Source organism: Moorena sp. SIO4G3 (assembly GCF_010692305.1).
GTDB classification, from domain to species: Bacteria; Cyanobacteriota; Cyanobacteriia; order Cyanobacteriales; family Coleofasciculaceae; genus Moorena; species Moorena producens_A.
Genome location: NZ_JAAHIG010000023.1, coordinates 169,334 through 184,164 on the forward strand (window position 1 = coordinate 169,334; position 14,831 = coordinate 184,164).

A 14,831-nucleotide genomic window follows, 5' to 3' on the forward strand; every position below is an offset into this window, starting at 1 on the left:
TAAAAAATTAACTGCACCAAATTAAGTGCATTTGACTACTATTCTCGATAGGAGAGGAGACTGATCCGACGAACAGGTGATTTTCCGACCCGAATATCGGACTCTAATTTAAGCGTTCTCCAATCAAAGCGTAATTATCAAATCAAAAATGTATTCAATGCAAAATTTTAATGCATTTAATACATTTTTATAAATTCTTTGTAACAAAAGCTACGATGTTTCACAATCGTGAAACCTATCGTTATATCTCGATATGGACTATTGATCTAATCACATCGACTTAGTCAGTGTTAGTCAGTGGAAACCTTACACAGTTAGACATCTTTACAATCCTGCCTGGTGGGAGGTTATCTCCACTGGGCATCTACCTTTAGGAGATGTCAAGGTGTCTAGCTTTCTTGATGCAGTTGCTCATGGTTTTGGGTCTGTGTGCGGAACTTGCTTCCGCACCTGTCTTGATGCAGTCGCTCATGGGGGAAACCCCCAAGACCGCGCTGCATCGCTCTCCAGCCCCGTGAGAACCCCCACGAGAGCACTGCATCGCTAATTAACCCCAACCCAGAAGTGGGTTCAAGTAATTATCGTGGTCTCGGTGCCAAGCTAACAGTTAAATCTTATGTAAATCCCATGTAAATCCCATGGAGTGATATAGAACAATGTCTTTACAAGTCGAACTATTAGAACAAAGCTTTGATCAGGTTAAGCCTCGCGCTACAGAATTTGTAGCCAGCTTCTACGAAAATCTATTCACCGATTATCCAGCCGCCCAGCCTCTGTTCGATACCACTGATATGGTGGCGCAAAAGAAAAAACTGCTGGCTTCCTTGGTACTGGTAGTGGAAAATCTACGCAATCCAGATACCCTGGGTGCAGCCCTCAAAGGGCTAGGAGCGAGACATGTTAAGTATGGAGCTCTCCCAGAACATTATCCATTAGTGGGCAATAGCCTCCTAAAAACCTTTGAGCAATACTTGGGTGCGGATTGGACACCAGAAGTCAAGCAAGCCTGGGTAGATGCCTACGGAGCCATTACCACCATCATGTTAGATGGTGCAGATTATTCCTCTGAAGAAGTGGAGTTAGATGCCCCAAAACCAGAGTCCACAAAACCCAGCCCCCAACAGTATGAGGTGCCGGAAACAAACATTAACTGGCCATTAGTCGGTGGAGTGTTTGGCGCTGGTGGAATTGTTACCCTGATCCTGGCCATGCTGTTGTAAGCCATGGGGATGTAAATAGTTAACAATGCCAAGCAATCTAGGTAAGTTTTTTAAGCCCACTATTCTCCAATCCAAAGTAGTCATCATCGGTGTGATGGTGATCCTACTAGCGTGGTTAACCGCTGCCTTCGCATTAGATCACCGCAGTGTGTTCCTTCCTGGCACTACCTCGGAGGGGCATGTTTTGTTTGAGGTGTCCTGTAACTCCTGTCATGAGGGGTTTAAACCGGTCACCAACGAAACCTGTATGCGCTGTCACGAAGCCGAAATGGCAGCAGATGCTCACGGAACTAAAAAGTTCCGTGACCCCCGTTGGGCTGAACTCTTAACCAAGATAGATGTACTGACCTGTACTGCTTGTCATAACGAACACGTCCATATATTTGGGCGAGGAGTTCACCTCAAGCCAGACCTATGTATGGCTTGCCATGAAGGCATCATCACTGGTGACTTAGCCAGTCATACAGGATTTACTCGGGATGGTTGCTGGACCGCAGGCTGTCATAACTTCCACGACCACCGCTCCATCTCCACAGGATTCCTGCGTCAGAATCTTGATCAGTTGCCAATGTTGCCAGAACCTGTACTGTTGGAGCGGACAGTTACTGCGGAATTAGAAGAACCGCCTACTCCCGATTTAGGTGAAGAATTCCTGGGGAGCGAGTCATGAAAAAACTGATTGTGATTCTACTCGTCCTAATTGGGTTGGTATTCGTCAGCGGTATCCGAGGTAACGCAAACACTGCTATTGATGTAGCCACTAATGGGGGTGTGCCCAAAGACCCCGGTGCATCCCTTTCCCAAGCAGAATTAGTTGAGATTAATCAGTTGTGGCAAGGCAGTGCTCATGCCTTAGCAGACGTCAACTGCTCTAGCTGTCACCAAGACTCTGAAACTAAAGAATTAGTGGTTAAACCAACCCAGGAAAGTTGTCAAAGTTGCCATGAGGTAGCGGTTGAGACCTTTCTGTATGGTAAGCATGGCATTCGGATCTCAGAAGGACTATCTCCCTTGACACCAGCAATGGCTCATTTGCCGATGAAAGAGTCAGCGATTGACAAGCAAATGAACTGCAACACCTGTCACAATGTCCATTCTGTAGATACCTGGCAAGCCTCTGTAGATTCCTGTTTAACCTGTCATAATGACAACCACTCCCTTAACTATCAAAACTCAAAGCATGCCCAACTATTTGCTGACCAAGGTACCTTACCCAGACCTAATGGTGAATCGGTGACCTGTGCTACCTGTCATTTACCTCGTCAGCAGCTGGAAAACACAGAAAACACCATTGTCGTTAATCACAACAATACGTTTACTCTTAAACCACGCGATCGCATGGTTAAGGAAGTTTGTATGAACTGCCACGGCGTCGAGTATAGCTATAACAGCATCTTCGACGATGAGCTAGTGGAGGAAAACTTTGCTGAACCTCCTACCCTAAAGCTAGAAACCTTTGATCTAGTTCGTGAATTTGAGAAGAAACGGTCGAGTCAGGCCGAATAGTAGTTAAAGCTACTAATTAACCCTACTAATTAGCGCTACTCGGTAGTTAAAGCTACTAAATAAAGCTACTAATTAACGCTACTAGTAGTTAAAGCTACTAGCTAACCCTAATCATTTCTAGCGCTACTCATAGCTACGTCATAGCCACGTCATACCAATTAAGTACAACGAGAGGAGACACGAAATCATGGCAATCAAGACATTGCTACATCGCATGAAAACCAAAGCTGTGGGATTAATTGCCTTAGGTTTAGCGATTTGCGTCACTGTTGTCGCTTGTGGTGGCGGTTCCACTCAGCAAGCTTCAGGTGTTGCTCCAGAAATAGTTGTGGATTATATCCATACCGTGCTCTTAGCAGACCGCACTGCTTATACCAAGCATGTCATTAACCGCTTGAAGACATTAGAAGGCAAAGAGAAGCCAAAAGGAGTAGTTGATGCGGAAGCCACTGAAGGTTGGCAACAAACTGGTGGTATTCCCCTACCAGCTCAGATGTTCCGTCTAGGAGCAGAGATTGCTTCTGAGAACGGACAGTTTACTTACGGCTTAATTTCCCCTTGGAACATCAACGATAACCAAGCGCCAAAATCTGAATTTGAAAAGAAAGCGATGGCAGAAGTGGTTGAAACTGGTGAGCCTTACATGGACTATCAAGAAATTGCTGGTACAACCTATTATTCTGCCGTCTACCCTGATAAAGCTGTGGCTGAAGCCTGTGTCTCTTGCCACAACACCCATCCTGTACACAAAGAGCGCTATCCCGACAAAGTCTTTGAGATGGGCGAAGTCATGGGTGGTATCATCATTAATTTGCCTCTAAAAGGCACCTAATTTTTAGGGGAAATGTGTCAGCATTCAGCAGTCAGCTATCAGCTATCAGCTATCAGCTATCAGCGATCAGCTATTAGCTATCAGCTATCAGCTATCAGCTATCAGCTATCAGCTTATGCCCTACGCGCACGCTACTTGAGGTGCTATCAGCTATCAGCTTATGCCCTACGCGCACGCTACTTGAGGTGCTATCAGCTATCACCCAAAGACTGACAGCTGACGGCTGACGGCTGACGGCTGACTACTGACGGCTGACGGCTGACGGCTGACGGCTGACTGCTGAATGCTTAAAAAATAGGTTTAACCGAAAAGCCACTATGTTATGAAGCCCAAATTTTCTACCTTAATCATCCTCACCTTCATCTGTGTGGTAATTCTGACTCCCTTTGCCCTGAGTCCCCTTTATCTACCGATGCTGCGGGACAATTATTTTAAATGGTATCAGCTTTTACAAGGGGAACTTTATAAGCAAATTACCGGCTATCTATCCCTAGCCTTTGTCTTGTTTGAGATGGTACTAACGGCTAGAAAGCGTAGTCGTGGCTGGATGATTAAGCTAACTATTCCTGGTTCCATACTGCTGTGGCGGAGTTTACATATATTTCTGGGAGTCGCCCTGTTAGGGACAACATTAATTCATACCATTGGGGCGACTGGTAAGAATTTTAATTCTATATTCCTGTGGGTATTTTTTGGTGTAACCCTATCGGCTTTAGTAGGTGTTGTGGCGGAAACTGGGGTACTGGAATCTCCTAGAAAATATTTTGGTTGGGTGCCAGCAAAGGATGGCATTGGCACGATGCTACCGGGTATATCTAAAGGTCCCCTAATTCGTAATCTACGCTCTATCTGGCTATCCACCCATATCTTCCTAGTCAGTGTCTTCTTTGTCATGCTAGGATTTCACATATTTCTCGCCTATTACTATCAGTAAACAGGGAATAGGGAATAGGGAATAGGGAATAGGGAACAGGGAATAGGGAACAGGGAATAGGGAATAGGCAATAGGCAACAGGCAATAGGCAACAGGCAATAGGCAACAGGCAATAGGCAACAGTAGTAAAGAGATACGATGATTTTTTGGTGTTATGATAATTCAGTATTTTGTTTCATGATCTATGCTCCCTGGTCTCTGGTCCCTGCTCCCTACAACCCAGGAATTTAGACATCACCCAATTGAGAAATACTATAATGAATAGTGAGAAAGGAAAACTCAGGGCAAAACTCAGCATTGTTGTAGGAATAATCACTGTTGTATTCGCCGCTGGAACATTTTTCCTAACTCGTTCTGATCTATCTAGCCTTAGCACTTCGACCGTGGCTGGGTTAGCTCTAATCAAGACAATGGTAAAGCAATCCGTACCTTATGAGCTTGCTTTAAGCAATAATAAGCCCACTGTAATAGAATTTTACGCTGACTGGTGTACCACTTGTCAATCCATGGCTCCCATCCTAAACAAAGTACACCAACAGTATGGAGAAACCGTCAATTGGGTGATGCTAAATATAGATGACCCCCAGTGGGCTAAACCCATTGAAAAATACCGAGTGACTGGTGTGCCTCAATTCACATTTCTAGACAGTAATCAGCAAGAGACAGAAATCCTAGTTGGGAAAATCCCTGAAACAATTATCACTAAAGTGTTGCAAGAGCTATTATCCTGAAAACAGGATGACCATAGATTACAAGCTGTTACAAGGGGTGACAAGCTGTTACAAGTTGCCGGTTATAAAGTTACAGGTTATAAAGTTACAGGTTATAAAGTTACAGGTTATTAAACTTTAAACAAACCAACTTTCAACCTTCAACCCTTCAACTTTCAACCCTTCAACCTTGGCCTTTCGGCCACGCTACGCGAACAACCTTCAACCTTGGCCTTTCGGCCACGCTACGCGAACAACATTCAACAACACAACCTTCAACAACACAACCTTAAATAATATCTGTCTAGAAAGCTGCCAACTTTAAGATACCGATATCAAAACTACGAGACATGACTGCACTAGTTAAGTCTGCACCACTAAGGTTAGCACCACTCAAATCCGCACCCTGAAGGTTAGCACCACTCAAATCTGCTCCTTGAAGATTAGCACCACTCAAATCTGCTCCACGCAAATCGGCTTTGTGTAAGTTAGTTTCAGTCAAATTTGCCTTGATTAAAGTAGCTGCAGTTAAGTCTATCCAACTGAGGTTAGCTCTAGTAAGGTTCGCTTCGGTAAGGTTAACCCCTTCTAAAATAGATACATAAAGCTGAGCACCACTAAGATTTATCCCCTCAAGATCTACCCAACTCAACATTTCCTCACTCAGATTTATGCCCCGAAAATCCCGTTCTCCCCTAGCATATCGCTTCAGGAGTTCCTCAGGATTGGTTGTGGTCAGTTGGCTAGATGGACTAGTGTACAACAGCATAGATAACCTCAAACGTGATCTGGATTCGGTCTGGTGTTAGTGACAATTCCTTACAGATGGGAGATTGTAGACAGACCGTAATATGGCCAGTATCGAAGTCTGATGTTAGCGATCGCGTTTACGGAATAGTTGAGTAATGTTTAATTTAGTAGGCTAATTGACTACACCTTTAAGATTAAAAAATTGCTAAATGTATAAATTAATACAGTATTAATTTAAATTAATGGTAATAGTAGATGACGTTAAGGCGTTTTGGTAAAAGCGATCGCTTAGTTTGAAAAAAGCGAAAAAAAACATAATTTAGGAAAGAGCTTCTGTTGATAAAATTGTTTGAGACCAGGGTATATTATATAGAGATAAGTTATAAATTATTGGTAAAAACTATTCATAATTACCTTATAGTTACTGAACCATGTTATGTGCTTCCAAGATTGACCAGTATGTTCAAAAATAACCTAGGATTGCTATATGCTTGAGCATACCTTAAAATTTATTGGCTCGATTAAACTAGCTGTCCCTTTACTTAGTATGATTGTCGCTATCTTAATTGGGGCGACGTTTTACGAATCTCAGGTAGGGTCAACTACCGTGCAACAAGAGATTTACAAAAGTCCGTGGTTTGGGGCCTTAATGTTCCTACTAGCCCTCAACTTAGCGGTCTCAGCTCTGTATCGCTATCCCTGGCGAGGTGCGCGTAAAATCGGCTTTGCTCTGACCCATCTTGGTATCATCGTAATTATCGCTGGTTCAGCGGCTGTAATCCACTTAGGTGTAGAGGGCATGTTACCTTTGCGCACCGATACGGCTTCGAGCAATCAGATTCGGGTTGAAGGGGAATTGTTGGAAGTGATGACACCATCATCAGAGTTGCAGCAGGCTGATGTATTGATCAAGCCAGATGGTTCAGTCATGCCCAAGCAAATTGGTAAACTGTCTTTGCTAGACTACAGCGACAACACCATCAAAACAGTCAGTTTTACCGAAGGGGCAACGGCAGATAATCTAGCAGTAGATAATCCAGCTGTGCGATTACGCTTGAAAAGCGATCGCATGGGGCAAACCCTAGAGCGCTATTTAGCTGTAGCCCCAGTAGCCTATAGCAAAGTAGGGATTGGGCCAGCTGAATTAGAAATCATTCAGGTAGATACGGTAGCGACAGGAAAAGGCAAATCTCTGCTATCCCCCCCTCAAGAACAAAACCTGAGTCCTTGGGGAAGCATCGAGGTAACCTCAAAAGAAAGGGACAAGATAGATACAGAGATTATCGATATAAAACAAGCTCTGTCATCCCAAGCCCCAGACTCCTCAGTCAAAGTCGTCGATTTTTGGCCAGATTTCCGACTAGACAGCAACAACCAACCGACCACGGCCTCCCAACAACTGAGAAATCCCGCAGTACAGTTGGAGGTATCCACACCAGAAGGGCTTGAACGCTGGTTTGTGTTTGGAAAGGAAAACTTTCCCCCAATTCGTTCAGTGGTATCAGGACAACCCCAAGAAGGAATTGAGATTAGCTATAACATTCAACCCCAGGAATCACAGGATTATTTCCGGGTGATCGTGACTCAATCAGGTCAGCTATTCTACGCTGCCCATTCCTCGAAAGGATTTAAATCTGGGACTTTAGAGGTTGGAAAAGCTGTAAGTCCCGGTTGGGCAGACTTCCAAATTACCCTAGACGAGTATATTCCCCATGGCAAAATCAATCGTCAGGTCATACCTGTATTTGACCCAACCGTTAAGGGAGTACCAGCTTTATTAGTCAGCACCGACACGGGAACCCAAACCTGGTTACCCTGGGGCGAACCGACTACTATTAACGAACCAACAGGAGAAATCTTTGCTGCCTTTAGTCCCAAACTCTTGCAACTGCCGTTTGCGATCGCATTAGAAGACTTCATCGTTGAACGCAATGAAGGCAGTGATTCCGTTGCCATGTGGACTAGCAAAATCCGGATCGAAGACCGGGATCACAATGTCATCTCCCACCGCAACGTTTGGATGAACCATCCCACCTGGTATCAAGGCTGGAAAATAGCCCAAGCTTCCTGGAATCCCGGTGACTTAAAACAATCAACCCTACAAATCAAGCGAGAACCAGCCTGGGTAACTGCCTTAACCTGGACAGGCTCCGGTCTAGTAATCAGTGGCATCACCATCATGTTCTATGGTCGAGGGGTAGCCAAAAAACTGCGCCGCCAGCCACAGGAGGTTGAAAGTTGTAGGTTGCAGGTTGAGGGTTGAAAGTTGAAGGTTAAACGTCGTTCGCGTAGCGTGGCCTTTTGGCCAAGGTTTAAGGTTCAAGAACGTTGCAGGTTAAACGTTTGACAGCATCTTTAGTACCAAAATTATTTCTAAACCTGTCCTTTTGTGTTCTGTGTGCCCAAATCCGAAGTTGCCTTGTACTACCATTCTCCATAGCATACTTTGTTCTAGTTCAGATTAGCGTTTACTTCTGTTCAGCTTTTACTCCCGTGCTCTGATGAAACCACTCCAACTCCTAATCGGACTCTGTCTCGGAATCGTAATCCTGATCATACCTCCAACCCAACTGCAACCATCACCCCTAGACCCCTTACAAACCCTAGCGGTTCAACTGGATGGACGCAAAAAACCCTTAGACACCTTAGCTCGAGAAACCGTAGCCAAAATCCACGGTTCAACTAACTACCGCCTAGAAAACAGTCAAACCCTCAACTATCTCCAAACCTATCTATCCCTATGGTTTAATAACCGAGACTGGAACCAAGAACCCTTCATTCTACTTACCTACCGCCCCCTCAAAGAAAAAATTGGTCTTGACCTAGAACGAAAATACTTCTCCTTCGGAGAATTAGTCAGTTCCAACCTAGGTGCCATCGTTCTGGAAGCTAATCAAAAAGAAGCGGACAACATTGAGCTGACCAGAGACGAACGAGAAGCCCTCACCATAGAAGACAGACTGGCATTAATGTTACGCACGGTAGGTACCGATACCCTACCCCTAGTTCCCCATCCCAGTGATAGTAAAGGCACTTGGGTAAGCATACCTCAATCGCAACAGTATTACACCAACGAACAAATTAGCCCTCTACAGCAGAGTTACCAAACACTCAAACAAGCCTATCGTTTAGATCCCCTACTGACTACTGTTGAGGTTGGGCAAGTCGCCGAAACACTACATCAGCAGTTAGCCGCTCTTAGCCCTGAAATTTACCCCAAGGATTCCGTGCTGCAACGGGAAGTTAACTTCTCTAGTTTTCGCCCGTTTAGTAAAGCCTGGAAAATTTATGCGATCGCATTACTAGTCCTGTTATTAGGATTATCCTTCAAACAATTCGACCTCTACTCAGGTGCAGTAGGAATTTTCCTCACAGGTCTTTTCATCCAAGGCTACGGCTTTATCACCCGCATGGAAATTGCCGGACGTCCCCCAGTCACCAATATGTATGAATCCGTAGTGTGGGTTGGATTTGGGATTGCCGCCATTGCCCTAGTATTTGAGCTAATCTACCAAGCAAAATACTATCTGTTAGCCGCTGCTCCTTTATCAATCCTTTGTCTACTTCTAGCAGACAGTCTTCCAGCCGTTCTAGATCCAAGTATTGCCCCCCTTGTACCAGTACTACGGGACAACTTCTGGCTCAGTATCCACGTTCCCACCATTACCCTCAGCTATGCTAGTTTTGCATTAGCAATGGGATTAGGACATATTATTCTAGGACATTATCTAGTTGCTCCCCAATCCTTTCAACGAATTGCCCATCTATCAAAATTCAACTATCGAGTCCTACAAATTGGTGTTTTACTGCTCACTACTGGCATTATTCTCGGTGGGATCTGGGCTCACTTCTCCTGGGGTCGCTTCTGGGGTTGGGACCCCAAAGAAACCTGGGCGTTGATTGCCCTAATGTGTTACATAGTCCCCTTACATGGTCGTCTGGTAGGATGGTTAGCAGACTTTGGGATGGCAGTCATTAGTGTAGTTTGTTTTAATGCTGTGTTGATGGCTTGGTATGGCGTTAACTTTGTTCTCGGTACTGGTTTACACAGTTATGGGTTTAGTACTGGTGGCTCAGAATTAATTGTGGGCACGCTAGTTGCTTTAGACTTATTATTTGTAGGAGCTGCAGCTACCAGACATAACCGTTGGTTTATCTCTAAATCTAGTCAAAATCTAGTGAAACAGTTTAGTAAAAAGCAACCAGTTATGGCTAAAGAGAATTAAAAAAAATTTAAACTAACTTTAGCAAAGGGAACAGGGAACAGGGAACAGGGAACAGGGAACAACCATTATCAAAATTGATTGATAATTGCTATTAAAAGGCAAAATGCCAACTAATCACCAAGATATTATCCAGCTAATTAGCCGGTAATACTTTCGATTCCAAATGCCTAGTTTTAAAGATGAGATAATTAGAGCAAGTTCAGATAATAATTTCTCAAAAAATATAGCTTTATTCTAGTAGGTAATCTCCCTACTATTCCCTTCCTGTTCCCTGTTCCCTGTTCCCTGTTCCCTATTACCTACTATTTATAAGTGTTCAACCCCACATCATATTAATCGTTTATGGTTTATTATTAAAATAAATCGTTTTCCAGCTAGAGGTATACTATGGATCGTCGTAAATTTATGGGCTGGTTTGGTGTTGGTGCATTAGCTACTTATCTACCAGTAGCATTAGCTGCCTGTAGTCCTGAGCCAAGTCCGCCAAAAGCAACAGAAAAGAAAAGTCCTAATATTGATAAGTCGGTGCGAGAGGATGGATTCCAAGCCGTTGGCACAGTGCAGGAGTTAGAAGAAAAAGGCAAAATTAGCGACAAGATAGCAGATATTCTAGTCGTCCGTAATCTGAGCAACAATAGTCTTGTTGCCGTAAACCCTAGGTGTACTCACCAAGGTTGTAGCGTGGATTGGAAGCAAGAGGACAAAATATTTAACTGTCCTTGCCACGGTTCTAAATTTGATTTAGATGGCAAAGTAACGAAAGGACCTGCAGACAAACCCTTGACAAGCTATGAAACAAAGGAAGAAGATAATTTAGTTTTGGTAAAAGTAAGCTAGTCATTTAGGAGCAGGTTTAGTTTTGCAGCTGAAGTCCCCCTTTTTAAGGGAAACCAACGGGGTATCTGTTTGTACCTCATCGGAGAGATAATTGCTATATAGCACTACGCATTAAGGTGTTTGACATTGATACAAGCATGATTTGCTGTTTTAGTGAACTAAAGCCGTGCATGGCTCTTGCCAATGCCATTGCGCGTAGCGCTATAACTAACCTGCTCCTGCCCCTTTCCAATTCAAAAATTAAAGCTTTGTTCATTTAAAATTATGTCTTGATAAGTACCTGACTTCACTAAACGACCTTGATCGAGTAAATAGATACAATCACAATGTTCAATCGTGGAGAGACGATGGGCAATGATAATCATCGTTTTAGTGCCATTCAAGGATTTAATTGCTTCATTAACCAAGTATTCAGTTTCATTATCTAGTGCAGAAGTCGCCTCATCTAGGACTAAAATTTCCCTCTGATGGTAAAGTGCGCGAGCAATTCCTATCCGCTGACGTTGACCACCAGATAAACGCACTCCCCGTTCACCAACAACAGAGTTAACTCCCTCAGGCAATTCCTCAACAAACTCCGCAAGTTGAGCAGATTGCATAGCGTGATCTAATCGTTCTCGATCAATCAAATGCTTTGGAATACCAAAGGCAATATTTCCTTCGATTGTGTCATCTATGAGAAAAATCGACTGTGGGATGTAGCCAATTAAATTTTGCCAGGAACGCAGATTATTATATATCGATTTACCATTGTACCTAATCTCACCACTTTCAGGAGCTAACAGACCTAAAATAACATCAACTAATGTTGTCTTACCTGAGCCTGATTTACCGATTAAAGCAATAGATTGACCTTTGTTAATAGTCAACGATATATTCATAATAGTAGGGTCTAAAACCTTGGGATAGCGGTAGGTAATTCTATCAATTTCGATGTGATTATCCTGGTGTGATAGACTTCTATTAACGTCAATAGATTTGACAAAATCCCTGAATTGAGATGAGGGAGTATTAGGCTTGGATAGGGCAGATAAATCTGATAAATATGTAGGCTCAAAAATTTCCTCTACTTCAATATATTCTAACTCTTTTAAATCCAAGTATATTTTATTAATCGAATAGCTGGCGTTTCGCATCAAAGCAATATTAGATGTTAAATGACTAAATGCTGGAATCATACGTACGGAAGCCAAAGCGAAAATACCTAAAACTTGGATAATATTTTCTGTCCCAAGGTTAAAGACTAAGACTATAGATACAAAAGCTACTAAAAATGTCACTAAAATCGCTTCAATTATAATGCGAGGCAAAGCTTGAAACGTATGAAAGGATGTCATGCCATTAACCAGTTGATCGACTTGATCATTCATTTGCTTTTCAAAGTAAGATTCGCAACCAATAATTCGTGTTTCTTTTAATCCTCCAAGGCTATGATTTATGATGCGAATCATTTCTTCCTTAGATTGAGATACCTTTTTTCCCCATTCGGAAATTTTGTCTTTAAATTGGTAGATAATTCCCAAGGGAATTAGTAAAACCAAGGCTAGAGTGATTGTTGCGATTGGATCTGTGATTATTAGTAAAACAACTAAAAATACTATAATAATAAAACTAGCTACGGTTTTTAGGAAAGGAATCATGAATTTTACACTAAAAACTCCAGAGTCTTCCAAAACCGTGTTGATCAAAAAAGCCGTATTTTTCCTAAGATGAAATGTGTAAGGAGCTACCAAGTAGGCATGGAGCAAATTTGAGGATAGTTCACCGTACTGAGTGAAGCTAAATTTAAAGATATATTTTTGAGCTTGGAAACTTAATAAGGATTTAGTCCAGAAGGCAAGAATAATGATTAAACCTAGCAAGGCAATAAACTGAACTTCAGAAGTTAAACCTAACTTGACATAAACCCAATGCAGCCGATAATTTAGTTCAATCAACCTTGGGTTAGTAGCTAACCCCATAAATGGCCCCACAAGTCCAATACCTACAGTATCCAGGAGAGAGGTTAGTAAGATTAATAACAGAAGAGGGATAAGTCGGAGTTTTCTTTCTCCGAGGATGTATAAAAAATTTGACAAATAGCTAACCATTTGGTATGTAAATTATTATGATGATAAAGGAATAATTTAGTTTAAATCAGCTTGATGATGTAGTCAAAGATAAGAGGGAGGATTAAGGTTAGGTCAAATCTAGACAATTTTCCCAGTCCGATCCATTGCCGACCAGCATCAGGAGACCCTGGACAATCTCAATCCCTTCCACAAAGCCATTCAGCTCTAGAAGGTGAACTAATGGCCAATTGCGTTGATTGAAGCAACTCTGATTAGACTGTTAGCATCGATAACGTTTATAAACAAGTTTTCAAAATGCAGAAGCCCACAAGCCCTGTTAGTGTCGGCATTCTGTCTAGGTTATAGCTCACAACCTATTTAGAAGTTTTATAATTACCTTATTTATTAGAAAACGGCAAAAAACTAATACTTTTATAGTTGTGATTTAACCTTATTTTTACTATAATAAGTCACGGATTTATTTAATATATTTTTTTGATTTTCTTTGAGGTTTTTATAGATAATTATCATAAAATTTTATAGTGTGTTTTCTATGATTTTTTCTCAGCCAAATGCCGGGAATCAGGATAAAATAAAATGACAGGTCCGCGCTATCCACGCTCTCGGACCCCTTTAGGGATGATGGTACTACCTTGCCCTTAGTGCTTACTTCACTAACCTGAAAAATGCTCAAATGACCAATGACGACTGGCTAGAAATCGGTAGAATTGTTTCCCCCTATGGGTTAAAAGGAGAGTTGCGAGTCTATCCAAGTTCTGACTTTCCCGAGAGGTTTGAGGAGCCAGGACAGCGCTGGTTAAAACCACCACTTCCCCCTTCCTCGCGGGGGATTAGAGGGGATTCCTCTCCCCGGGATAATCCACCCCAACCTGTAGAATTACTTTGGGGACGTTTTGTCCCTGGAAAAGGGTTATATGTTGTGCAGCTAAAGGGGGTAGACAACCGGGATCAGGCAGAGGCGTTGCGCGGTTATCAACTGTTGGTACCAGCCAGCGATCGCCCAGAGTTAGAAGAAGATGAGTATCACATCTTAGATTTGATTGACCTTGAAGTCTTTAATCAACTCACTGGTGAAGCTGTGGGGGTAGTCGTAGACGTGATCCCAGCCGGTAATGACCTTTTGAAAGTCAAATTGCTATCTTCAGTGCAACCGCCCCCAACCCAGCCGGAAACTCCACCACCAACTCGAACTAGCAAGAAACGCCAACCCAAAGGTAAGAAAGAACCACAGCCAGCAACGGTACTGATTCCGTTTGTGAAAGCGATCGCACCAGTGGTCGATCTCGAAAATGGTCGGATTGAGATTACCCCTCCTACCGGTTTACTAGAAGTCAATCAACCTTAATTCATAAATAATTCTAATGGATCTATAATTTAGCAGCCAGATTTGGCAGCCAGTAAAATCTACCCTTCATCCCTTCATTTGCATAGGAAGTTCTCCTTGTGAGGGCGATAAGCGCCCCGAAATCCTGATCAGCTCTAGCTTTCAGGTCACTATTATCCCAAATTATACAATGCGCGATATAGTCACTTACATCGCCACTTACCAAGGCGGGGTTAAGTGAAATCCTCCTGGGAGTCGAAAGCTGATATTGAAGCATTAACCTTAGCAATCCTTGCTAGGTCATGTTTAATCGTCTTTTAATACCAGCTTTTATTATAACTAATTTATCATCCAGAATCAACTTAGTCCCTAAATATTTAGTAATATTAAAATGAGTAAGTTAATTAAAGTTAACAAAAA

General features: G+C 42.6%; 14 protein-coding genes. 12 read left to right on the forward strand and 2 right to left on the reverse strand.

Annotated elements, in window-relative coordinates:
- The first annotated feature begins 385 nt into the window (after nt 1-385).
- The 8 genes from F6J99_RS07045 to F6J99_RS07080 all read left to right on the forward strand — a co-directional run bounded on the left by F6J99_RS07045 (nt 386) and on the right by F6J99_RS07080 (nt 5,527).
- Nucleotides 386-547, forward strand: coding sequence for a hypothetical protein (locus F6J99_RS07045; protein WP_293112308.1), 162 nt, complete (start codon nt 386-388; stop codon nt 545-547).
- A gap of 109 nt (nt 548-656) precedes the next feature.
- A complete protein-coding gene (locus F6J99_RS07050) occupies nt 657-1,220 on the forward strand; it encodes a globin family protein (protein ID WP_293112309.1) in 564 nt (187 codons plus the stop codon).
- 25 nt (nt 1,221-1,245) lie between these two features.
- Nucleotides 1,246-1,890 (forward strand): cytochrome c3 family protein, encoded by a 645-nt coding sequence (locus F6J99_RS07055; protein WP_293112310.1) that lies wholly within the window; start codon nt 1,246-1,248, stop codon nt 1,888-1,890.
- On the forward strand, nt 1,887-2,726 hold the full coding sequence (locus F6J99_RS07060; protein ID WP_293112311.1) for a cytochrome c3 family protein: 840 nt from the start codon (nt 1,887-1,889) through the stop codon (nt 2,724-2,726). The genes F6J99_RS07055 and F6J99_RS07060 overlap by 4 nt, the downstream gene beginning before the upstream one ends.
- Nucleotides 2,727-2,913: 187 nt before the next feature.
- Nucleotides 2,914-3,558: a DUF3365 domain-containing protein gene (locus F6J99_RS07065; RefSeq protein ID WP_293112312.1), complete on the forward strand. Its 645-nt coding sequence runs from the start codon at nt 2,914-2,916 to the stop codon at nt 3,556-3,558.
- A gap of 322 nt (nt 3,559-3,880) precedes the next feature.
- On the forward strand, nt 3,881-4,492 hold the full coding sequence (locus F6J99_RS07070; protein ID WP_293112313.1) for a hypothetical protein: 612 nt from the start codon (nt 3,881-3,883) through the stop codon (nt 4,490-4,492).
- A 170-nt stretch (nt 4,493-4,662) separates the two neighbouring features.
- The gene (locus F6J99_RS07075; RefSeq protein WP_293112314.1) at nt 4,663-5,223 is read left to right on the forward strand and encodes a thioredoxin domain-containing protein; all 561 of its coding nucleotides are present in this window, start codon (nt 4,663-4,665) and stop codon (nt 5,221-5,223) included.
- Between the two features lie 169 nt (nt 5,224-5,392).
- Nucleotides 5,393-5,527, forward strand: coding sequence for a hypothetical protein (locus F6J99_RS07080; RefSeq protein WP_293112315.1), 135 nt, complete (start codon nt 5,393-5,395; stop codon nt 5,525-5,527).
- Here the strand turns inward: F6J99_RS07080 and F6J99_RS07085 are convergent.
- Entirely contained in the window at nt 5,507-5,971 is a 465-nt protein-coding gene (locus F6J99_RS07085; RefSeq protein ID WP_293112316.1) for a pentapeptide repeat-containing protein, read from the reverse strand. The two genes, F6J99_RS07080 and F6J99_RS07085, sit on opposite strands and share 21 nt — an antisense overlap.
- Nucleotides 5,972-6,439: 468 nt before the next feature.
- Here F6J99_RS07085 and F6J99_RS07090 point away from each other — a divergent pair, with 468 nt between their 5' ends.
- The 3 genes from F6J99_RS07090 to F6J99_RS07100 all read left to right on the forward strand — a co-directional run bounded on the left by F6J99_RS07090 (nt 6,440) and on the right by F6J99_RS07100 (nt 11,015).
- Nucleotides 6,440-8,215, forward strand: coding sequence for a cytochrome c biogenesis protein ResB (locus tag F6J99_RS07090; RefSeq protein WP_293112317.1), 1,776 nt, complete (start codon nt 6,440-6,442; stop codon nt 8,213-8,215).
- 238 nt (nt 8,216-8,453) lie between these two features.
- Entirely contained in the window at nt 8,454-10,178 is a 1,725-nt protein-coding gene (ccsA, locus tag F6J99_RS07095; protein ID WP_293112318.1) for a cytochrome c biogenesis protein CcsA, read from the forward strand.
- Nucleotides 10,179-10,565: 387 nt separating this feature from the next.
- A complete protein-coding gene (locus tag F6J99_RS07100; RefSeq protein ID WP_070393377.1) occupies nt 10,566-11,015 on the forward strand; it encodes a Rieske (2Fe-2S) protein in 450 nt (149 codons plus the stop codon).
- Nucleotides 11,016-11,248: 233 nt separating this feature from the next.
- Here the strand turns inward: F6J99_RS07100 and F6J99_RS07105 are convergent, their stop codons facing one another.
- Complete coding sequence (locus tag F6J99_RS07105; protein ID WP_293112319.1) at nt 11,249-13,093, reverse strand: ABC transporter ATP-binding protein; 1,845 nt, start codon at nt 13,091-13,093, stop codon at nt 11,249-11,251.
- 667 nt (nt 13,094-13,760) lie between these two features.
- Between F6J99_RS07105 and rimM the strand changes: the two genes are divergently transcribed.
- A complete protein-coding gene (gene rimM / locus F6J99_RS07110) occupies nt 13,761-14,432 on the forward strand; it encodes a ribosome maturation factor RimM (protein ID WP_293112320.1) in 672 nt (223 codons plus the stop codon).
- Nucleotides 14,433-14,831 lie beyond the last annotated feature (399 nt).